Annotated in this window: 21 protein-coding genes and 1 tRNA gene; 20 read left to right on the top strand and 2 right to left on the bottom strand. The window is 44.8% G+C overall.

Translation table 11 applies throughout. The annotated features are described in order from the left end of the window. Window positions 1-189: 189 nt before the first annotated feature. The 13 genes from PHV44_05525 to purN all read left to right on the top strand — a co-directional run bounded on the left by PHV44_05525 (window position 190) and on the right by purN (window position 9351). Window positions 190-261: transfer RNA gene (locus PHV44_05525), tRNA-Thr, on the top strand. 22 nt (window positions 262-283) lie between these two features. Continuing rightward, window positions 284-1543 carry an MFS transporter gene (locus PHV44_05520; protein ID MDD5592733.1) on the top strand — a complete coding sequence of 420 codons (1260 nt, stop codon included), beginning with the start codon at window positions 284-286 and terminating at the stop codon, window positions 1541-1543. After that, on the top strand, window positions 1531-2802 hold the full coding sequence (gene rsxC / locus PHV44_05515; protein ID MDD5592732.1) for an electron transport complex subunit RsxC: 1272 nt from the start codon (window positions 1531-1533) through the stop codon (window positions 2800-2802). Before PHV44_05520 ends, rsxC begins: the two co-directional genes overlap by 13 nt. 58 nt (window positions 2803-2860) lie before the next feature. Further along, window positions 2861-3376 carry an RnfABCDGE type electron transport complex subunit G gene (locus PHV44_05510; GenBank protein ID MDD5592731.1) on the top strand — a complete coding sequence of 172 codons (516 nt, stop codon included), beginning with the start codon at window positions 2861-2863 and terminating at the stop codon, window positions 3374-3376. Next, window positions 3366-4358, top strand: a complete 993-nt coding sequence (locus tag PHV44_05505; protein ID MDD5592730.1) for an RnfABCDGE type electron transport complex subunit D — start codon at window positions 3366-3368, stop codon at window positions 4356-4358. The genes PHV44_05510 and PHV44_05505 overlap by 11 nt, the downstream gene beginning before the upstream one ends. Further along, window positions 4355-4948: an electron transport complex subunit E gene (locus PHV44_05500; protein ID MDD5592729.1), complete on the top strand. Its 594-nt coding sequence runs from the start codon at window positions 4355-4357 to the stop codon at window positions 4946-4948. Before PHV44_05505 ends, PHV44_05500 begins: the two co-directional genes overlap by 4 nt. Beyond that, on the top strand, window positions 4945-5553 hold the full coding sequence (locus PHV44_05495; protein MDD5592728.1) for an RnfABCDGE type electron transport complex subunit A: 609 nt from the start codon (window positions 4945-4947) through the stop codon (window positions 5551-5553). The genes PHV44_05500 and PHV44_05495 overlap by 4 nt, the downstream gene beginning before the upstream one ends. Window positions 5554-5672: 119 nt before the next feature. After that, a complete protein-coding gene (locus tag PHV44_05490; GenBank protein ID MDD5592727.1) occupies window positions 5673-6458 on the top strand; it encodes an RnfABCDGE type electron transport complex subunit B in 786 nt (261 codons plus the stop codon). 3 nt (window positions 6459-6461) lie between these two features. Continuing rightward, window positions 6462-7124 carry a hypothetical protein gene (locus tag PHV44_05485; GenBank protein ID MDD5592726.1) on the top strand — a complete coding sequence of 221 codons (663 nt, stop codon included), beginning with the start codon at window positions 6462-6464 and terminating at the stop codon, window positions 7122-7124. A 129-nt stretch (window positions 7125-7253) separates the two neighbouring features. Next, window positions 7254-7907: a hypothetical protein gene (locus tag PHV44_05480; GenBank protein MDD5592725.1), complete on the top strand. Its 654-nt coding sequence runs from the start codon at window positions 7254-7256 to the stop codon at window positions 7905-7907. A gap of 104 nt (window positions 7908-8011) precedes the next feature. Next, entirely contained in the window at window positions 8012-8578 is a 567-nt protein-coding gene (locus PHV44_05475; protein ID MDD5592724.1) for a hypothetical protein, read from the top strand. A gap of 18 nt (window positions 8579-8596) precedes the next feature. Further along, complete coding sequence (locus PHV44_05470) at window positions 8597-8752, top strand: hypothetical protein (GenBank protein ID MDD5592723.1); 156 nt, start codon at window positions 8597-8599, stop codon at window positions 8750-8752. Continuing rightward, window positions 8749-9351 carry a phosphoribosylglycinamide formyltransferase gene (gene purN, locus PHV44_05465; GenBank protein MDD5592722.1) on the top strand — a complete coding sequence of 201 codons (603 nt, stop codon included), beginning with the start codon at window positions 8749-8751 and terminating at the stop codon, window positions 9349-9351. Before PHV44_05470 ends, purN begins: the two co-directional genes overlap by 4 nt. Here the strand turns inward: purN and PHV44_05460 are convergent. Beyond that, the gene (locus PHV44_05460; GenBank protein ID MDD5592721.1) at window positions 9344-10216 is read right to left on the bottom strand and encodes a hypothetical protein; all 873 of its coding nucleotides are present in this window, start codon (window positions 10214-10216) and stop codon (window positions 9344-9346) included. The two genes, purN and PHV44_05460, sit on opposite strands and share 8 nt — an antisense overlap. Continuing rightward, window positions 10161-11855: an AAA family ATPase gene (locus PHV44_05455; protein MDD5592720.1), complete on the bottom strand. Its 1695-nt coding sequence runs from the start codon at window positions 11853-11855 to the stop codon at window positions 10161-10163. The genes PHV44_05460 and PHV44_05455 overlap by 56 nt, the downstream gene beginning before the upstream one ends. Before the next feature lie 194 nt (window positions 11856-12049). On the opposite strand from PHV44_05455, the gene eno reads away from it, so the two are divergent. The 7 genes from eno (at window position 12050) to purQ (ending at window position 20326) form a co-directional block, all read left to right on the top strand. Then, window positions 12050-13315, top strand: coding sequence for a phosphopyruvate hydratase (gene eno, locus PHV44_05450; protein ID MDD5592719.1), 1266 nt, complete (start codon window positions 12050-12052; stop codon window positions 13313-13315). Continuing rightward, window positions 13312-13581, top strand: a complete 270-nt coding sequence (locus PHV44_05445) for a septum formation initiator family protein (protein ID MDD5592718.1) — start codon at window positions 13312-13314, stop codon at window positions 13579-13581. Before eno ends, PHV44_05445 begins: the two co-directional genes overlap by 4 nt. Window positions 13582-13717: 136 nt before the next feature. After that, a complete protein-coding gene (locus PHV44_05440; GenBank protein ID MDD5592717.1) occupies window positions 13718-14227 on the top strand; it encodes a group I intron-associated PD-(D/E)XK endonuclease in 510 nt (169 codons plus the stop codon). Window positions 14228-14596: 369 nt separating this feature from the next. Next, window positions 14597-15889: an adenylosuccinate lyase gene (gene purB, locus PHV44_05435; protein MDD5592716.1), complete on the top strand. Its 1293-nt coding sequence runs from the start codon at window positions 14597-14599 to the stop codon at window positions 15887-15889. Between the two features lie 43 nt (window positions 15890-15932). Next, window positions 15933-18872, top strand: coding sequence for a phosphoribosylformylglycinamidine synthase subunit PurL (purL, locus tag PHV44_05430; protein ID MDD5592715.1), 2940 nt, complete (start codon window positions 15933-15935; stop codon window positions 18870-18872). Between the two features lies 1 nt (window position 18873). Further along, window positions 18874-19533 carry a TIGR00730 family Rossman fold protein gene (locus PHV44_05425; protein MDD5592714.1) on the top strand — a complete coding sequence of 220 codons (660 nt, stop codon included), beginning with the start codon at window positions 18874-18876 and terminating at the stop codon, window positions 19531-19533. After that, window positions 19520-20326 (top strand): phosphoribosylformylglycinamidine synthase I, encoded by an 807-nt coding sequence (purQ, locus tag PHV44_05420; GenBank protein ID MDD5592713.1) that lies wholly within the window; start codon window positions 19520-19522, stop codon window positions 20324-20326. The genes PHV44_05425 and purQ overlap by 14 nt, the downstream gene beginning before the upstream one ends. The last annotated feature ends 7 nt before the right edge of the window (window positions 20327-20333 follow it).

Genomic DNA, 20333 nt, shown 5'->3' with positions numbered 1-20333 from the left:
TACTTTAAGAACGAACGCAGCCTTAACCTTTGGATATTTGGCCTTATTAAACACATAAACCTAAGGCCGATTCAACAACCTAAGAGGATGCTTCAATACGAAAGTGCGAAATAATCCTTGCATTACTTTGCCCCACAACGGGTTGACTATTATAAAAAAGTTGCTATAATGGTATAATTAGTTTTCCATGCCGATGTGGCTCAATGGTAGAGCAGCGCTTTCGTAAAGCGCGGGTTGGTGGTTCGATTCCACTCATCGGCTCTTAGAAATATCAGAGAGGACCATGGCCAAGTTCAGGGAAGTTTTGAAAAACCGTAATTTCTTTCTTTTGTGGCTGGGCCAGATAATTTCCCAGGTAGGCGACAGGCTCGGCCAGATGGCCCTGATTGCCTTTGTCTATTTAAAGGCGCCGGGTTCTACGCTTGAAATTGCCAAGATCCTTTCTTTTACCATTATCCCCGTATTTTTAATCGGCCCCATTGCCGGCGTATATGTAGACAGGTGGGAGAGGCGCCGGACAATGTATACCTGCGATTTCCTACGGGCAATATTGATGCTGACCATACCTTTATTCTTATTTTACACCAAATACATGAGCCCGATCTACCTCATCATATTCGTAGCTTTTTCTATCGGCCGCTTTTTTATCCCGGCGAAATTGGCTATTATCCCCGACCTGGTCGAGAATAAGGATCTATTAATTGCCAATTCCCTGGTGAACATAACCGGCATGATCGCGGCAATTTTAGGCTTTGGCGTAAGCGGGATATTAGTAGAGTGGTTGGGCGCAAGGAGCGGTTTTTATCTGGATGCCCTTAGTTTTTTCGTTTCGGGAGGGCTGATTTTGTTTATTACTAAAAAGTCAGGCGTATCCAGCGCTATGGATTTTAGAAAAGTAGGTAAAGAGATAGTTGAGGTGATCAGGAAGTCCGTATTAGCGGAAATCAAAGACGGCATTTTATATTTTATACGTAAGAAAGATATCCGTTTCACGGCTGGGCTTACCTTTATCCTTTGGTCGGCGTTGGGCGCAATTTATGTGGTCCTGATAGTCTTTGTCCAGAAGACGCTGCACTCTGCCACCAAGGATTTAGGGCTCTTGATAATGTTTTTAGGCATCGGTTTGTTTTTGGGCTCGCTTATTTATGGCCGGTTCGGGCAGCGCGTCTCTCACTATAAAATAATATTTTTATCTCTTGTCTTAAGCGGTATAATGCTCGTTATTTTTGCCCTGGTTATAGAGCGTTATCCTGATTTTTTTATTGCCGCAGCACTTTCATTTTTATTAGGGCTTCTGGTCTCGCCCATTATGATTGCCTCCAATACCATTATCCATAATGCAAGCGATAGCGAAATGAGGGGGAAGATTTTTAGTTCCATGGAGATTATCATGCATTTGGGGTTTTTGTTATTTATGTTTATCAGCAGCGTGCTGGCGGATAAGTTTTCTCACGTCCTGATTTTGGTTATTGTGGGGATAATATTCAGCTTTTTAGGCGTCATAAATTTTATCTATCACCGTAAAATTCCATGGTTAGATTAGAAGAGTATAAGCTAGAAACGGAAAATAAGGCCATAGAGAAGATGCCCTCACCCGGCAGGGCCTATATCCCTTTAAGCCAGCATATAGGTAGGATCTGCAGCCCTGAAGTAAAAATAGGCGATACTGTTTTGGCCGGCCAGAAGATTGCCGGGGTCCAGGCGAATGTGTCCAGCCCCATACATGCGTCCATATCGGGTAAAGTTATCTCAATTCAAGATTGGCCTCATCCGTTTTCAGGCCGCTGTAAGTCAATAATTATTGATGGTGAGCGAAGCGATAAAGCATATCCTGCTATCCCTAAATCACAAACCGAAATAGAGAATTTGACGCCAGAGCAAATTCGTAATCTTGTTTTTGAAGCGGGTATTGTGGGTATGGGCGGGGCAAGTTTTCCCACGCATATAAAACTTAATCCCCCTAAACCGGTAGATACCCTAATTATTAACGGCGCAGAATGCGAGCCTTACCTGACCGGCGATTACCGCTTGATGGTAGAGAAGACTAAAGAGATTTTACAAGGCGTAGGGCTTGTCGCAAGATGTTTGGGGGTTGAGAAAGTTTATATAGCTATTGAGGATAATAAGCCTGAAGCGATAAAAGAGTTCACAGTTCATAGTTCACAGTTCGCAGTAAAAGTTTTAAAATCAGCTTATCCGCAAGGAGGAGAGAAGCAATTAATAAAAAATATCCTGAATAAAGAAGTCCCGCAGGCTAAGCTTCCCTTTGATATCGGCGTGGCCGTGCATAACGTTGCCACCTGTTTTGCTATTTATGAGGCAGTTTATAAGAATAAGCCTTTATACGAACGCGTGGTTACGGTAACAGGCAGTTGCCTCTCAAAGCCTAAGAATCTTTTAGCAAAAATCGGCACGCCTATTAAAGAGTTAATTGATTTCTGCACACCCTTAAAAGAAGAACCCGTAAAGGTAATTATGGGCGGACCGATGATGGGGATCGCCCAATATACGCTGGATGTGCCGGTGATAAAATCTACCACAGGAGTTATCTTATTAAATAAAAAAGAGGCTGCCTTGCAGGAAGAAGAATTTTGTATCCGTTGCGGCGCCTGCGTCAGGGAATGTCCGGTATTTCTTATGCCCACTTTAATAAGTTTGGCTTCTCAAAAAGAGCTTTGGCCGCAGGCTAAGATTTACGGCGCCCTTGACTGTATTGAATGCGGTTTATGTAACTATGTCTGCCCGGCAAATATCAGGTTAGTCCAACATATAAAAAGGGCGAAATTAGAGGCGATAAAATGAACCCCGCCCTTCCTGACGGGTGGGGGTAGAGATAAGGAGGAAGAGCGGGGTGAAAGAGATGTTGCGTTACGGTCTTATCCTGGCGTTAATATGCGCGGTAGCAGCCGGGCTTTTGGCATCGGTGAATTCTCTGACTAAATCCAGGATTATTGCCCAGGCCCAGGCCGAAGAAGAGGCAGGCCTTAAGGAAGTAATGCCGCAAGCCGTTCGTTTTGAGGCAGCGAAATCAGGCGAGGCAATTGTTTATTATAATGCCTACGATGAACAGGAAAAAATAATCGGCACAGTATTTAAGGCATCCGCTAAAGGCTATTCCAGCCAGATCGAAACTATGGCAGGGGTAACCAGCGACGGAAAGATTACTAATATCAAGATATTAAACCAGAATGAAACCCCTGGCCTGGGGAGCCGCGTGGCCCAGCCTGCCTTTACCAGCCAGTTCAGCAACAAAGATATCCGAGGATTAAGCGAAGTCCAGGCGATTACCGGCGCTACTATTTCTTCCAAGGCAGTAATGGATTCGGTCCGGGAAAAATTAAAAGACATCCAGGAGTTAACAAAAAATGCAAAATAAGTTTATTGTTTCTATTTCCCCGCACCTGCATAAAGATGAATCAGTCAGTAAGATTATGTGGCTAGTAGTAGCCAGTCTGATACCCGCTGGTGCAGCCGGTGTTTTTATTTTTGGTTTAGATGCGCTCCGGGTGATTATCTTAGGTATTTTTTCGGCAGTAGCCGCAGAGTGGTTGATAGAGGTATTCACCAGAAGAAAAATCACTATTTTAGACGGCAGCGCAGTGCTTACGGGATTATTGCTTGCCTATAATCTGCCGCCTAAAGTTCCTTTCTGGATACCCGTTATTGGTTCGTTTTTTGCCGTGATTATAGGTAAACAGGTTTTCGGCGGCTTGGGGCAGAATATCTTTAATCCTGCGCTGGTGGGCAGGGTATTCCTGATGGCCTCCTGGCCGAAATATCTGACTAATTTTACCCCGCCCTTCCTTCACAGTTACAGTATATTTGGAGGAAGAGCGGGGTTTACCAAGCCCTTAAATTTTGACGCCATCACTTCAGCTACGCCCCTTGCCTTATTAAAAGAAGGCAAGGTGTTAGAAAACATCTCCTATCTGGATTTATTTTTAGGCAAAAGAGGCGGCTGTATCGGCGAGGTCTGTATAGCGGCGCTTTTATTGGGTGCCGCGTTTCTTTTGATTAAGGGTTATATCTCCTGGCACATCCCTGTACCTTATATAATTACCGTAGGATTATTTACCTATATATTCGCTCCGCAAGGCCTTTTTAGCGGCGATTGGCTATTGCATATTTTATCCGGCGGCCTTATCCTGGGCGCTTTTTTTATGGCTACGGATTATGTTACCTCGCCTCTGACGCGTAAGGGGCAGATTATCTTTGGCATAGGATGCGGGATAATTACTGCGGTAATCCGGCTCTGGGGCGGTTACCCGGAAGGTGTCTCTTATGCTATATTGATGATGAACGCTGCTACACCTATAATTGACAGGTATACAAAAAATCGTATCTACGGGACAAGATGAAAAATTTATTTGCTGAATTCTTAAAAGGTATTATTAAAGAGAACCCCACTTTTGTTTTGGCCTTGGGCTTATGTCCTACCCTGGCAGTATCTACGTCAGTAACGAATGGCCTAGGCATGGGTATTGCCGCTACTTTTGTGCTTGTAGGTTCTAACATAATTGTTTCTCTGATTAAGAATATTGTCCCTGCGAGGATCCGCATTCCCTGTTTTATTGTAGTCATTGCCACCTTCGTGACTATTGCTGAACTGACTATGAAGGCGTACAGCCCGGCGTTAAACCGCGCCCTGGGCATTTATGTGCCTTTAATCGTCGTCAATTGTATGGTCTTAGGCCGCGCTGAGGCTTATGCCCAGAAGCAGACGGCCTTAAATTCCCTGTTTGACGGATTGGGTATGGGCATTGGTTTTACCCTGGCTTTAATCTTAATCTCCGGCATAAGGGAGTTCTTAGGCGCAGGGACAATTATGGGGCATAACCTGATTAAAAGTTATGAACCGGCATTTGTTTTGGGTATGCCCTCGGGCGCGCTTTTGGTAATTGGGCTTTTGCTCGGCTTTTTTAATGTCTTAAAGAGTAAGAAAATATGAATGTGGCGCAGTTTTTAAGCATATTTATCTCCGCGGTCTTTGTCTATAATGTCATACTCTCCCGCTTTTTGGGATTATGCTCTTTTATCGCTATCTCCAAAGAAACCAAGCCGGCCCTGGCGATGAGTCTTGCGGTAATGTTTGTAGTCACCATGTCATCTATTATTACCTGGTTTATCTACCGTTTTTTACTCATCCCCTTTGGACTTACATACCTGCGCACCATATCTTTTATTTTAGTCATTGCTACCTTTGTGCAGTTGGTGGAGATGGCTATTAGGAAGATTAGCCCATCCTTATACAGGTTTTTCGGCATATACCTGCCTTTGATTACGGTAAACTGCGCGGTATTGGGCGTAGCAGTTTTAAATATAGATATGTTTTTTAGGAACGGCAAGGCCATAGCAGGCAGTTTTTACTATTCCTTATTCCAGGGTATCTGCGTGGGGTTAGGCTATACCCTGGCCATGCTTTTAATGTCGGGGATAAGGGAGAGGCTGGATTTTTGTAATTGCCCAAAGGCCTTAAAAGAATTTCCGCTTGCTTTTATTATTGCCTCAATTATGAGTTTGAGTTTCTTGGGGTTTAATGGATTTTCCCGCTAAGCTAATTAATTAGCAAGCGGGATCCCGCTATCGTATAAAGGTAGTTTGGCGGGAAGGTTTTAGGGGGTAAAAAATCTTAATTATGTTGTAGGTTACAAGTGATTTAATTTAAATTTTATATGGAAATTCTGATACCGATTTTAACTTTGGGTGTTTTGGGCCTTTTATTTGGGGTGGGTTTGGCACTCGCTTCTAAAAAGCTGGCAGTCCATGTGGATGCCCGTTTAGAAAAAATCCATGGTTTGCTGCCGGGTTCAAACTGCGGCGCCTGCGGCGGGGCAGGTTGTTTTGGCTTTGCGGAATCGGTGCTCAGCGGTAAGCTGAAAATAGATGCCTGCCGGGTCAGCAGCGATGAAACCAAGAAGCAAATTGCCGAGGCTTTAGGCAGGAAGCTGCAAAAAATAGAAAAGGCAGTTGCGGTTTTACACTGCGCTGGCGGCACAAAAGTAAAGGACAGGTTCCTGTATTCGGGCATAGAAGATTGTGTGGCTGCTAATTTAGTTTTAGGCGGACAGAAGGAGTGCGTTTGGGGCTGTTTAGGATTTGGTAGTTGTGTGAGAGTTTGCCCTTTTGACGCCATCAAGATGTCTGATACAGGTTTACCCGTAGTGGATAAGGATAAATGCAAGGCCTGTAATAAATGCGTGCTCATCTGCCCGAAGAAATTATTCACCCTTGTGCCTGTAACACATGATGTCTATGTTGCCTGCAGCTCCCATGATTTAGGAAAAGATACCCGGCTAGTCTGTCCGGTAGGCTGTATTGCCTGCCGTAAGTGCGAACAGGTTTGTCCGGTTGACGCTATACATGTCATAGACAATCTGGCAATAATAGACTATAATAAATGTACATCCTGCGGTAAGTGTATAGAGGTCTGTCCGGTAAAATGTATTATCAGGAGGTGACCGATGCTGAAAAAAGGTTTAATCTTAGGTTTTTTACTTTTGTTTATCCTGCCTTGTCTTGTCCAAGGAGCCCCAGAAGACGAAGGAGAAACTTTCACTATTGCTACCTATTACCCTTCGCCTTACGGCTCGTATAATGAACTAGAGACCAATAAGTTCGCCGTAGGCGATACTGACCAGCCGCCGGAGAAGGGACAGATAGCTGTGGCCAGAAGTGTTATCTACAACCCTGTGAATAAAGATGGGCTTGCCAACCCTCAACGAGGCGAACTGGTTTATGGTAATGATGAAAAGTTTTATTTCTACACTAGCTCGGGTTGGAAACTATTGGGAGAAGCCGAGATTCCCTATTCGACATGTAAAGGTCTTTGTTTTAGCGATAACAACCCAACCTGTTCCTCGCTGGGAGAGGGATGGACCATGGTAACGTACGCAAGCGGGAATGGGTGTGCTGGTCAAGATTTTGGGAATAAGCCTGCCTGGGGTGGAAACTGGAGCGTAACCATCACCAGCGCATCGTATTATGCTGGTGGATCGTGCCTAGAATCTTTTGAGTCGCTTAGGCTGGATGGAGTAGAGCAGTGTTCGTCAAAGTGCAGTAGGGCTTTCGGCGATTGCACCAGCAGCTGGAACTATCTCAGCAGCCAGGCGATTTGTTGCAAATAGCATTTAATATATGAAATAGGGGACGTTTCTATTTTTTAAGGAAATAGGGGATAGAAATATAATAAATGTACATCCTGCGGTAAGTGTATAGAGGCCTGTCCGGTAAAATGTATAATCAGGAGGTGACCGATGCTAAAAAAAGGTTTAGCCTTAGGTTTCATTTTAGTTTTCTTTAGTTTGCCTTGTCTTGCCCAAGGAGCCCCAGAAGACGAAGGAGAAACTTTCACTATTACCACCTATTACCCTTCGCCTTACGGTGTCTACAACCAACTACAGACCAACAGGTTTGCCGTGGGTGATACAAACGATAGCGGTGGCAGCTTAGATGCCAATGACCAGCCGCCGGAGAATGGCCAGCTGTATGTGGCCAGGAGCGTAATCTATAAACCGCAGAGTGAACTCCCGGAATCTAATGCTAAAGAGGGTGAGTTGGTTTATATAGACAATAATCCCGCTGACTCTACTCCTGGAGCATTCTATTATTATGGTGCTGGAGGCTGGGTGACACAGGGAGGCGGCGGCGCAATGGTTTCTTTAAAGTGTGGGTGGCAGCGTAATTGTTCGGCTTGTGCCGCGTATGTTACACAATATCATTGTACCGGTGAATCGTCCTGTACTCCTCCAGAGTGTCCAACAGGCTGGATTCCAGTTACTGATTTTGGGGGCTGTATAACCACATTTACCCATCAGCATACAACACCAAACACGGCTGACAGCGGCAGTAATGCGTGCACATTGACCTACACCGGCGGTTTTTGCGAGCAATGGTGTCAGAAACAATAAAAATCCTACGAATCCTACGAAATTGTTTTAAGATAGATCGTTCCACACCCGTTCCACATCGCAGGTGGAACGGGGGATTTATATGATGAAGGTAATTATTCTTGTTGTTTTTTTTCTTGGCCTCTTTCTTAAATAATGGCCTTAGTTGGACCATAGAGCCGACAAATAAAGAGCAGAATAAGCCGCGGCTTAATTTAGTCTTTTGCCCGCTGCATTATTCTGATAGGGATGATTCTTCAAAGGATATCGGCGTAATTCTGGAGAGATTAAAAAAGGCCAGGCCCTTTGATGAATTCACGGATGTAATAAATGCTTGGCAGGTGCAGATGCCGCTGGATGAAGGAGAGAAGAATTTTAAAAAAGCCCAGGGCTTTCCGCCGCTAAAGGTACGCCAGGATTTTTTGGACGGCATCAAGAATAAGCTTAAATCCGAATATAAATTGATTATAATTGATGCGCAAGGTTCGGTTTCCTGCGCGGAGCTATCTTCGCGCGATAAACTCTCCTTGGTTATTTTAGGCAGAGCCAGATATGCTAATGCGCAGAGTTTCTCCAAGGGGTTCTTGCATGAATTAGGGCATTCTTTGGGCCTGCGCGATGAGTGCATTGATTGTGGCAAGCTTTGTCCACCCGGCCCGCCTAACTGTGCTACTACTAAAGAGGAAGCGTAAGAGTGGTGGGGTGATTTAGTGGGAAAAGTCCCACGGGTAAATTACATTCACGGCTGCTGCGGAAACAAAAATTATATCCGTCCGGTAATCGCCTCTTTGATGAATAACCCGGATAAGGCCGAAGATTTTGGCCCGGTGAATGAAAGGTTTTTGAGAAAGGAATTGGAAAAATGAATATTGCCGTTTTTGCTTCAGGAAGAGGCACGAATTTTGGCGCTATCATCAGGGCAGTAAAGAAAGGCAGGATCAAGGCCAATTTAGCGCTTTTAGTCTGCGATAATCCTAAAGCCGGCGCGATTGGGCGGGCAAAACGGGCAGGGATAAAGGTAGCTTTGCTCAAAAGAGAGGACTGCGCGGACAAAAAGGATTTTGAAGCCGGAATTATCCGGCATTTAGAAGAAAATAAAATAGATTTAATTGTCCTGGCGGGTTTTATGCGCATTTTAAGCCCGGAATTCGTGATTAAATATTTGGGCCGCATATTAAATATCCATCCTGCTTTGCTGCCGTCCTTTAAGGGCACGGAATCAATAAAAGACGCCTTTGATTATGGGGTCAAAGTTACCGGCGTTACCGTGCATTTTGTGGATGAAAAGATGGACCATGGCCCGATAATTTTACAAAAAGCCGTAAATATAGAGAATGATGAGACGCCGGAATCTTTAGAGAAAAAAATCCACAGCATAGAACACCGTCTTTATCCTGAAGCAATCAGGCTTTATACGGAAGGTAAATTAAAAATAGAAGGGAGGAGAGTTTTGGCCTCTACTTAGGAGAAAGGGGCCGGGTTAAAATTTCCTGCCGGTTTAAGATCAGCTTGTCCTGCCTGAGTAAATCGTTTATTTCCAGAGTGTTAAAATCCCCGAATTCATACGTCCTGATGCAATAGGCGGCTGTATCCAATATTTCTTTCATCGCGTTTATGCCTTTGTCAGGCCTGGTTGTCTCCCGTATGGAATACGCGAAGATAAAATTTCCGTTATTGAAGAGCCCGTCAATTTTTTCTAATTTAAAATATTTCTTAAAATCTTCCCCCTGAAAAATAATAGAGACCCTTTGCGTTATTTGTTGGGCGAGAAAATCCCCTAACTTGATATCGTATATCTGGATGTGTTTTCCGGTCTTATCTCCTATGGCTTGCGGGGCCAGGGCAAACCTGAAGACGTACCTTTTTTGGGTTTCGGTAAAAGGCATGGAGTCGGCGTAAGTCTTTTTGATATCCAGCACATTGGCGAAAATAGCATAATCTATGCCGATTTTTATATCCGAGATTACCAGCACGAAAAATTCCGGGGTATGGTCAGAGCTGAGTAATACCCGGCCGATAGTGATGAGTATGTTCCTTAATTTTTCTGTTATCTCATCATCGAATATTTTGTCTTCTTGTTTTCCATAATCTTTATGCAGGATTTTATCCACGGGCGCATAAACCCAGAGGGTGGTGGGGGTCCTTCCGGTGGCCACATCCAGGCTATATTCGTCCTTGCAGATTTGTTTTACCGTGGAAATGAGGTTTTCTTCCTTATAGGTAGGTTCAATAGGCCGGCACTGGCAGCCGGTGAGATTAAAACAGATAAGGAGGCTAAAAAGGAGGGCGGGCCTTACCGAATTCTTTAAAGATAGCTTCAATTTCATCATAATTGAGTTCTTCTTTGGCGAGCAGCTCCTGGGCAAAGCGGTCAAGCAGGGCAGATTCCCTTTTGAGCAAACCTTCTACTTCTTTAAGGCATTCCTGTAGTATCTCCTGCACTTCATTATTTAATTGCTCTTTGATTTTTTCCGAGACGAAGGAAACATTCTCTCCTCTAAATATCCCGTAATCCGAACTCATCGTTTCTAATAGACTATAATTGCCTACCAGGCCGGATTTTCCCATGCCCCATTCCCAGACCATGCGCTTGGCAATCCACATGGCTGTGGTGAAGTCCTGGCTTACGCCGGAAGTGGTAATATTTAATTTCAGTTTTTCCGCCGCATAGGAACCTAAGTTTACCTTGATATCCCCCAGATACTGTTCTTTGTTGCGCACGTGTATTTCTTCGCGGGGGTGCGGCATGACAAATCCCAAGGCGCCGCCCCTGGATAAAATCGTAGCCTTGAATACGTCCTGATGCGGGGCAAAGAAATACATGGCAATAGCATGCCCTGCTTCATGATAGGCAATCTTTTCCCGGTCCCTTTGGCTAAATACGATTTTGTGTTTAATGCCCATCTCCACGCGGTCATAGGCCTCGGAGATTTCTTTCATAGAGATTACTTCTTTTTTATTCCGGACGGCAATAAGCGCCGATTCTTTAATAAGGTTAGCAATATCCGCGGGGCTGTTGCCCACGGTTAACCTGGCTAGCCTCATACGGTCAATGGAGGGGTCATATTTTACGTCTTTTAAATAATAGGCGAATAATTTCTCGCGTTCCTCTAAATTAGGCAGGTCAATGTAGATTTTACGGTCGAACCTGCCCGGCCTCATAAGGGCAGCGTCTAAGAACCCTTCAGGGGCGTTAGTGGCGCCGATGATCACGACGTTGCAATCCTTTTCTTTCATCCCATCCATTTCTATGAGGAGCTGGTTTAAGGTAGTGTTAGATTCTGTCTGCCCGCCGAAACCCCGGTCAACCGCGCGTTGCGCGCCTACGGCGTCTAATTCATCAATAAATATGATGCATCCGCCTTCAGCGTAAGCCAGTTGGCGCGCCTGTTTAAAAAGCTTACGGATGCGGCTTGCGCCAACCCCTACAAACATCTCGATAAATTCCGAGCCTGACATAGCTATAAAGGGCAGGTTCGCTTCTGTGGCAATGGCCTTGGCCAGGTAAGTTTTTCCGCAACCCGGAGGCCCGATCATCAGTATGCCCCTTAAAATCTGCCCTCCGATGCGCTGCAGGTGGGCGCGGTCAGTAATCAGGCCCATTACTTCCTTTGCCTCTTCCTTGGATTCTTCCATGCCGATGACATCTGCCCAGTGTATACGGATATCTTCGCCGCTTACCGCCTTTTTATGCAGGCGGCCGAATTTGGCGACCCCGCCTGACATTATCCACATCCAAGTCAAGCCCATTAGCGGCATAGAGATGATGTAAACTACTATCCAGATGTAAAAACTTATTACTGATTGGGCGAGGGTGGCTTTTTTGAAATAGGATTCGGAGGTCTGCCAGGCGATAATGGCATTGCGCAGGAATATTATGAGGGATATGCCGATAATAGCAGCACAAGCGGCTATGGTGATGCCGATCCAGTGCAACTTAATAAATAATTTAATCTTTCGCCAGTTCATATTTATCCTATGCAAAATAAAATATCATAATTTTATACCCCTGTCAACCTATCTTTCGCACCTGGTGCGAAGCTAATCGGGCACCTGGTGCGGATTCAATCTTGTACCTGTCCCTTGCCTTAAAAATTGTTTTCTATTGACTAAAGGATTATTCGTGATAGAATTTTTCTGCTTATTATTAAGGAGGTCAAACTATGGCAAAGATAAAAAAAGTTATAGCAAGGGAGATTTTGGATTCGCGCGGTAACCCCACAGTAGAAGCAGATATTCTTTTGGATACGGGTATCCTGGCGCGTGCGGCTGTGCCATCGGGCGCATCAACCGGGGATAATGAGGCATTGGAGTTAAGGGATGGGGATAAAAAAAGGTATTTAGGCAAAGGGGTATTAAAGGCAGTAGATAATGTTAATACCATAATTGCTCCCAAAATAAAAGGCAAGCCTGCGGATTTTGCTAAAATCGATAAGCTACTGATAGGCCTGGATGCCACAGAAAATAAATCCCGGCTCGGGGCGAATGCAATCCTGGGCGTATCGTTAGCCGTAGCCAAGGCAGCGGCATTAACTAAAAAGCAGCCGTTGTATAAATACCTCGGCGGCAATACGGCAAAAATCTTGCCTGTACCGTTGATGAATATCTTAAACGGCGGGCTGCACGCGGACAATAACCTGGATATCCAGGAGTTTATGATTATGCCTGTAGGCGCGCCGACCTTCCGCGAGGCCCTAAGGTATGCCGCGGAAACTTTTCATAACCTAAAATCCATTTTAAAATCTAAAGGCCTATCTACCTCTGTGGGCGATGAAGGCGGGTTTGCGCCCAGCTTGAATTCCAACGAGGAAGCGCTGAATTTGATCTTACAGGCCATTGAAAAAGCAGGCTATAAAGCCGGATGCGATATCTGTCTGGCTTTGGACTGCGCTGCCAGTTCTTTTTATAAGGATGGCGCGTATGAGTTTGAAAAATCCCGTAAGAGTTCATCAGAGATGATTGCTATATACCAGGATTGGGTGAATAAATATCCTGTCTTATCCATTGAGGACGGCCTCTCTGAACATGATTGGCCGGGCTGGCAAGAGATGACTAAAAAATTAGGGGGCAAAATACAACTGGTGGGCGACGATATCTTTGTAACGAACCCTAAAATTTTCAAAAAAGGTATTGCTGCGAAAATAGGCAATGCCATCTTAGTCAAATTAAACCAGATCGGCTCGCTCTCGGAAACGCTTGAGGTTATAGAAATGGCTAAGAAGAATAAATACAAAGCGGTTGTTTCCCACCGTTCCGGGGAGACCGAAGATACTACTATTGCCCATCTGGCAGTAGCCTGCGGATGCGGCCAGATTAAGACAGGTTCGGTATCGCGCACAGACAGGATCTGTAAATATAACGAACTCTTAAGAATCGAAGAAGAACTGGGCCCTGAGGCAGCCTATGCCGGGACCTCTTGGAAGAGATGATATTTAAAAAGGCATTCTCGTTTCTTGGTATCCTGTTTTTCCTCTTGGTTATATTCTTGCCTGGCTATACAAAACTACAGGAACTAAGAGACAAGAACCGCGATTTAGAGATGAAAATAAAACGCCTGAACGTAGAAAATGCCCTCCTGCAGCAGGAGCTCAAGCGCATAGAAAGCGACCCCATTTATCAGGAAAAGATCGCCAGGGACAAGATGGGCGTGGTGCGCAAGGGCGAAATTCCCATTAAGATTGTCCCCAGGAAATAATAATCCTTGCGTTATCAGGATGGTTACGGTATCATAATCATATAGATAGGTAGAAGTAAATTGTTCTTTGTTAGCTCGTTAAGTTATAGCAAGTGATTTTCGCGGGGTGGAGCAGTCTGGTAGCTCGTCAGGCTCAATGGATACAAAGCTCAAGGCAGATATTGCGGAATCAGCAGTCATAACGGAATTGCTAAGAAGGGGCTTTAAAGTGCTAAAGCCTATAGGGGATCGTCTTCCCTACGATTTAGCGCTTGACCTTAATGGCAAACTTATCCGCATACAAGTGAAGAGCGCTTGGTTTAATCGTAAGACGAAATCTTACGGGGTTGATGTAAGAAGAACTAAGACTAATCGCCGACATATGTTGAGGGACCGTTATGATAAAGATGATTTTGATTTCGCAATCCTGTATCTTGATTCCCTGCATGTGTTTTACGTCATGCCTATTTCTATATTTTCAGCTTACGGTAGTACTACAAGTCTGATAGAGACGGATAAAAGGCAGCGTAAGCCAAAGTCAGCTGAATACAGGGAACGTTGGGATTTGTTATTCAATGGGCTCCTCAGCCGGAGACGACTGAAGGATAGTCTGCCAAATTCGGTGGAGCCTCAAGGTTCTAAGGTAATACCGAGCCAAGCCCGTTAAGTTTTACGACGGGAAGGTGTAGAGACTAGATGGCAGAGGTCCTGAATTTTGGGATTAAGGTATAGTCCAGACTACAAATCCGCCAAGATTTGTGGCGGAGCAGTGAAAACTGTAGTGGTAAGCATAACCTGAAGGTCAGAGGTTCAAATCCTCTCCCCGCAAATAAATATAATCAGCAAGTTCTCCCGCCTTAATAGTCATACTGTCAAGAGGCGGGATCCCGCTGGTGATAAAAGGTAGCAACAGCGGGAAAATCTTGCCCCCGCAACTTAGAAAAACCCGCCAAGGATATCGGAAAAATGGCGGGTTTTTTATTTGCTAAATTTAAAATTTTTGTTATAATAATCCTCTCTGCACTAAGGAGGAGATATGATCGAAAGATATACCCTACCCAAGATGAATAGTATCTGGCAGGATGAGTTTAAATTCAAAACCATGCTGGATATAGAAATACTCACCCTAGAAGCCCTCGCTAAAGAAAAGAAAATCCCGCAAGATGTGGCGAAGAGAGTCAGGAAAAAAGCAAAGTTTAACCTAAGCCAGATTAAGAAAATAGAAACCAAGACGCAACACGATATAGTGGCATTTGTGGCTAACGTGGCACAATATATTGGGACGGATGCCAAATACCTGCATCTTGGCCTGACTTCTTCCGACCTTTTGGATACAACTTTAGGGGTACAGCTGAAAGCAGCCTCGGATATATTACTCAATGACTTAAGCAATCTGCTTAATCTGCTTGCTAAGAAAGCCAAGAGATATAAGGAGATGGTTTGTATCGGCAGGACCCACGGGGTGCACGCAGAACCTACTACCTTCGGCCTAAAATTCGCTCTTTGGTTTGATGAGACCAGGCGCAATTTAGAGCGCCTTAAACTGGCAAAAGAAGAAGTAGCAGTCGGTAAGATTTCCGGAGCAGTCGGTACCTATGCCAATGTTTCTCCTGAAGTAGAGGCCTATGCCTGTGGGAAACTTGGACTTAAACCCGCGCGCATTGCTACCCAGGTTATACAAAGAGATGTATATGCCCAATATATGGCTACCTTAGCTGTTATTGGCGCAAGTTTAGAAAAGTTTGCCACTGAAATCAGGCATTTACAGAGAACAGAAGTCTTAGAGGCGGAAGAGCCTTTTGGTAAGGGACAGAAGGGTTCATCTGCCATGCCGCATAAGCGTAACCCTGTTATCTGCGAACGCATCTGCGGGCTGGCCCGTCTTTTACGCGGCAATGCCCTGGCAGCGATGGAAAATGTGGCTTTGTGGCATGAACGCGATATCAGCCATTCTTCCGTAGAGCGGATAATCATACCGGATTCTACCCTTGCCTTAGATTATATGCTGAATAAATTTATTGAGGTTATAGAGGGATTGGTGGTTTATCCGGAAAATATGCTGGCGAATTTAGTAAAAACGAGAGGCCTGATTTTTTCCCAGAGGGTCCTTCTGGCATTGATGGATAAAGGCATCGTCCGCATGAAGGCTTATGAGCTGGTACAGAGGAATGCCATGAAGTCTTGGAAGGAGAGTCTGGACTTTAAAGAAGCGCTTTTAAGGGATAAAGAAGTTTTATGCTATCTCAACCGGAAGGCGTTAAATGAGATTTTTGATTTAGATTATTATCTGCGTAACGTAAATAAGATTTTCCGAAAAGTCGGGTTATAATTAAGACCCGCCGCGAAATAACCCCCCTATCTTTAAAAACTTTATGCTTTGGCACATTGAAGTAAGCGATAAACCGGGTATCTTTGATGCCGTCGGCAGCGGCATCGAAAGGGATATCCGCGACCTCGGGATAAATTCTGTGGAAGAGGTCCGTTTTGTGCAGGTTTATGCCATTGAAGGCAGGGTAGCCGAGGAAAAAATAAGACTGATTTCGCAAGAACTGCTGGCAGATAAAATTACCCAGGACTTTAACCTCCTGCCGCTTATCCGCGACCCCAAGCAATACCACACTATAGAAATAGCTTATAATACGGGCGTAATGGATCCCGCCGAAGAATCCGTGTTAAAAGGAATAAGAGATCTCGGCATAGAAGGGGTAGAATCAATAAGGACTGCCAAAAAATATATTATCAAAGGCAGGCTCAACCGCCACCAGTTAAAGACGGTTTCCGAGAAGCTGCTTTATAATAAATTAATCCAGCATATTGTTAATCCTTCGTCCGCCGCCCGCCGCCCTTCGTCCGTCGCGCAATCAAGCTACCGGTTTAATTTAATCACCGTAGATTTATTGGGTGCCTCAAGCGAGAGGTTGAAGAGAATCTCTCAGGATGGGCAGCTATTTTTGAATGTGACGGAGATGCAGCAGATAAAGAATTACTTCAAAAAATTAAAACGTAACCCCACTGACTGTGAATTAGAAACTATTGCCCAGACATGGTCTGAGCACTGCGGGCATAAGACGTTTCGCGGTAAGATAAAATATTATGAGAGGTGTCAGGATAAACACCAAAAACCTAACACCAAAAACCTAACGCCAAAATTAATAAATAATCTTCTTAAATCCACGATAATGAAGGTGACTAAAGAATTGGATAAGCCCTGGTGTGTCTCTGTGTTTCAGGATAATTCCGGAGTGATCAGGTTCGACGATAAATACAATGTCTGTTTTAAAGTAGAAACGCATAATCATCCGTCGGCCCTGGAGCCTTTTGGCGGCGCGAACACAGGTATAGGCGGGGTAATCCGTGACCCTTTAGGTACGGGTTTAGGCGCAAGGCCTTTTTTGAATACCGATGTTTTTTGTTTTGGACCGCCTGATTATCCTTTTAGCAAGCTGCCAACCGGCACGCTGCACCCTAAGCGCATAATGAAGGGCGTAGTTTCGGGCGTACGTGACTACGGAAATAAAATGGGCATTCCGACGGTAAACGGCGCAATACTCTTCCATGAAGGTTTTACAGGTAACCCTTTAGTTTACTGCGGAACCGCGGGTATCCTGCCTAAAGATAAATCGTTTAAACAGGTAAAAAAAGGTGATTTCGTGGTAGTAGTAGGAGGCAGGACAGGCAGGGACGGGATACACGGGGCTACCTTTTCTTCGGGAGAATTGACGCATGAATCCGAAAAGATATCCAGCGGCGCAGTGCAGATCGGCAATCCTATCCAGGAAAAAAAGATGGTAGATACGATATTACAGGCCCGCGATAGAAATCTGTATAATGCGATTACCGACTGCGGCGCAGGAGGCTTATCCAGCGCTGTCGGAGAAATGGGGAGCGATTTAGGGGCCCGTATAGACTTGGATAAAGTCCCTTTAAAATATTCCGGCCTCTCTTACACCGAAATCTGGATTTCGGAATCGCAGGAAAGGATGGTGCTGTCGGTCCCTAAGGGAAAGCTCGGTGCCCTTATGGATGTTTTTCATAAAGAAGATGTTGAGGCCACGGTTATCGGAGAATTTACCGGTAGCCGAGGGTTAAAACTTTACTATAAAGACAGTTTAACCTGTGATTTGGATATGCAGTTCTTGCATGAGGGCCTGCCGGAAATAGAAAAAAAAGCCGTATTCATCCAGCCTAAACACAGAGAACCGGAGTTTAGCTGTCCTAGGAACCTTACGCCCTGCCTCTTACAATTACTTTCTCATTATGACGTCTGTTCTAAGGAATGGGTTATCAGGCAATACGACCATGAGGTGCAGGGAGGCTCGGTTTTAAAACCCCTGGTCGGCATTGCTAATGACGGCCCTGCCGATGCTAGCGTGGTTAAGCCGATTTTAAATTCTAAAAAAGGCGTCATCGTTTCCAACGGCATAAACTTCAGGTTTGGTTTTATTGACCCTTACTGGATGGCTGCCGGGTGTATTGACGAGGCCCTGCGCCAGGTTATTGCCGTCGGTGGCTCATTAAAAGAAGTGGCGCTCTTGGATAATTTCTGCTGGGGTAATCCCGACAAACCGGATAGGTTAGGGGGCCTGGTCAGGGCAGCCTACGGCTGTTACGATATTGCCAAGGCCTTCGGGGCGCCTTTTATTTCCGGTAAAGACAGCCTTAACAACGAATACGCCGTAAAAAACAAATCTATGGCTATACCGGGGACACTTTTGATTTCCGCAATCGCAGTAATGGAAGATACCGAAAAGGCCATCTCCACGTATGCCAGAGAAGCAGGTGATTTAATTTATATAGCCGGCCCTACTTATGATGAATTAGGGGGCTCGCATTATTATGATACATTAGGTTTTATAGGTAATGATGTGCCTAAGGTATTTCCCAGTGAGGCAAGGTTGACCTTTGAGGCATTAAGCAGGGCATCTTCGTTAGGCCTGATTAAAGCCATGCATGATTGTTCAGAAGGCGGCATAGGCGTTGCTGCGGCAGAGATGGCTTTTTCCGGCGGATTAGGGATGGAGATATTCTTAAAGGAAGTGCCATATGACCAACGACCAACGACCAACGACCAACGACCAAACTTGAGAAATGATTATATTCTATTTTCAGAGTCAAATTCACGTTTTATCGTGGAGGTAGAAAAGAAAAAACAGAAAGTATTTGAGAAGATTTTGAAAGGCGTCCCTTTCGGCTTAATCGGTTGCGTGAATAAAAATAAAGAGTTTAAGGTTTATGGATTGGATAATAAGGTCTGCCTGAAAGCCGAACTTGGGGCATTAAAAGAGGCCTGGCAAAAACCATTGAGGTGGTAGGATGAAAAAAACAAAAGTTATTATTAAAGACGATTTTACCCAGGAAGACCCCTGGCGGGTCTTCCGCATCATGTCTGAATTTGTAGACGGTTTTGAGATTCTTTCCAGGATAGGCAAGGCGGTTTCCATATTCGGCTCAAGCCGTATGAGCCCGAAGGATAAATATTATAAGCTCGCCGAAGAGCTCGCCTATCTTCTGGCGAAAAAAGGCTATGCCGTCATTACCGGTAGCGGCCCGGGTATTATGGAGGCAGCCAATAAAGGCGCAAAGAGGGCCGGCGGCCGTTCCGTAGGCTTGAATATCCAGATTCCCAGCGAGCAGAAACCTAATAGTTACGTGGATACGCTTTTAGATTTCCGTTATTTTTTCGTGCGTAAAGTCATGTTTGTCAAATACGCCAAGGCCTTTGTGATTATGCCCGGAGGCTACGGCACTTTAGATGAATTTACCGAGGCCATCAATCTTATCCAGACGTTGAGGATTTCTAAGTTTCCCGTGGTATTATTTGGCAGCGAATATTGGGAGGGCATGCTGAGCTGGCTTAAAGACACGGTATTGAAAAACGGCAATATCAGTAAGGAGGATTTAAACATTTTTAAAGTAGTAGACAGCCCCAAAGAAGCAGTGGGCGTCATAGATAGATTCTATGAAAAAACCTAAGGCCTGTATCTTAAGAACCGCCGGTACTAATTGCGACCGAGAGACAGCTTTTGCCTTTCATAAGGCGGGAGCAGCTATCGAGCTTTTGCATATTAATAGCCTCATCAGACTAAGAAAGCGCCTTAGGGATTATCAGATTTTAGCTATACCCGGAGGCTTTACTTACGGAGACGATATCGCTGCGGGAAAAATTTTAGCCAATGAACTAAGGCATAAATTAACAGGCGATATAAAAAAATTTATCCAGGAAGGCAAGATAATCATCGGTATCTGTAACGGTTTTCAGGTCCTGGTAAAAAGCGGCCTATTGCCCGGCAATAATGAATTAACGCAGGAGGCTTCGCTTGTGATCAACGATTCGGGTAAATTTGAGGACCGCTGGGTGTATCTAAAGAAATCCCAAATCCCAAATCCCAAATCCCAAAATAAATGCATTTGGACAAAAAATCTACCGGAAATAATTTACCTGCCCGTGGCGCATGGCGAAGGGAAGTTTATTACTAAGGATAAAGCAGTTTTACAGAGGATTAGAGATAATAACCAGATTGTTTTTCAGTATTGCGATGAACAAGGAAGATCTACGGGCTATCCATATAACCCTAACGGCTCGCAGGATAATATTGCCGGGATTATTGACGATAGCGGCAGGATTTTAGGGCTTATGCCTCATCCGGAGAGGCACATCGAAGCCTTCCAGCATCCCCGGAAATGGCAGACAGCAAAGAAGAAAAGCGAAGGAGATGGTTTACAAATATTTAGAAACGGGGTAGAATATATAAGGAAAAACTTTTAAAGGGGGT

It is taken from the genome of Candidatus Omnitrophota bacterium (assembly GCA_028717245.1).
Taxonomy (GTDB): domain Bacteria; phylum Omnitrophota; class Gorgyraeia; order Gygaellales; family Profunditerraquicolaceae; genus JAGUYA01.
This window is presented reverse-complemented; position numbering and strand designations above follow the sequence as displayed.

Excerpts from the sequence above, each read along its gene's own strand:
- PHV44_05520 (MDD5592733.1), top strand. The coding sequence starts at position 284 with ATGGCCAAGTTCAGGGAAGTTTTGAAAAACCGTAATTTCTTTCTTTTG.
- rsxC (MDD5592732.1), top strand. The coding sequence starts at position 1,531 with ATGGTTAGATTAGAAGAGTATAAGCTAGAAACGGAAAATAAGGCCATA.
- PHV44_05510 (MDD5592731.1), top strand. The coding sequence starts at position 2,861 with ATGTTGCGTTACGGTCTTATCCTGGCGTTAATATGCGCGGTAGCAGCC.
- PHV44_05505 (MDD5592730.1), top strand. The coding sequence starts at position 3,366 with ATGCAAAATAAGTTTATTGTTTCTATTTCCCCGCACCTGCATAAAGAT.
- PHV44_05500 (MDD5592729.1), top strand. The coding sequence starts at position 4,355 with ATGAAAAATTTATTTGCTGAATTCTTAAAAGGTATTATTAAAGAGAAC.
- PHV44_05495 (MDD5592728.1), top strand. The coding sequence starts at position 4,945 with ATGAATGTGGCGCAGTTTTTAAGCATATTTATCTCCGCGGTCTTTGTC.
- PHV44_05490 (MDD5592727.1), top strand. The coding sequence starts at position 5,673 with ATGGAAATTCTGATACCGATTTTAACTTTGGGTGTTTTGGGCCTTTTA.
- PHV44_05485 (MDD5592726.1), top strand. The coding sequence starts at position 6,462 with ATGCTGAAAAAAGGTTTAATCTTAGGTTTTTTACTTTTGTTTATCCTG.
- PHV44_05480 (MDD5592725.1), top strand. The coding sequence starts at position 7,254 with ATGCTAAAAAAAGGTTTAGCCTTAGGTTTCATTTTAGTTTTCTTTAGT.
- purN (MDD5592722.1), top strand. The coding sequence starts at position 8,749 with ATGAATATTGCCGTTTTTGCTTCAGGAAGAGGCACGAATTTTGGCGCT.
- PHV44_05460 (MDD5592721.1), bottom strand. The coding sequence starts at position 10,216 with ATGATGAAATTGAAGCTATCTTTAAAGAATTCGGTAAGGCCCGCCCTC.
- PHV44_05455 (MDD5592720.1), bottom strand. The coding sequence starts at position 11,855 with ATGAACTGGCGAAAGATTAAATTATTTATTAAGTTGCACTGGATCGGC.
- eno (MDD5592719.1), top strand. The coding sequence starts at position 12,050 with ATGGCAAAGATAAAAAAAGTTATAGCAAGGGAGATTTTGGATTCGCGC.
- PHV44_05445 (MDD5592718.1), top strand. The coding sequence starts at position 13,312 with ATGATATTTAAAAAGGCATTCTCGTTTCTTGGTATCCTGTTTTTCCTC.
- PHV44_05440 (MDD5592717.1), top strand. The coding sequence starts at position 13,718 with ATGGATACAAAGCTCAAGGCAGATATTGCGGAATCAGCAGTCATAACG.
- purB (MDD5592716.1), top strand. The coding sequence starts at position 14,597 with ATGATCGAAAGATATACCCTACCCAAGATGAATAGTATCTGGCAGGAT.
- purL (MDD5592715.1), top strand. The coding sequence starts at position 15,933 with ATGCTTTGGCACATTGAAGTAAGCGATAAACCGGGTATCTTTGATGCC.
- PHV44_05425 (MDD5592714.1), top strand. The coding sequence starts at position 18,874 with ATGAAAAAAACAAAAGTTATTATTAAAGACGATTTTACCCAGGAAGAC.
- purQ (MDD5592713.1), top strand. The coding sequence starts at position 19,520 with ATGAAAAAACCTAAGGCCTGTATCTTAAGAACCGCCGGTACTAATTGC.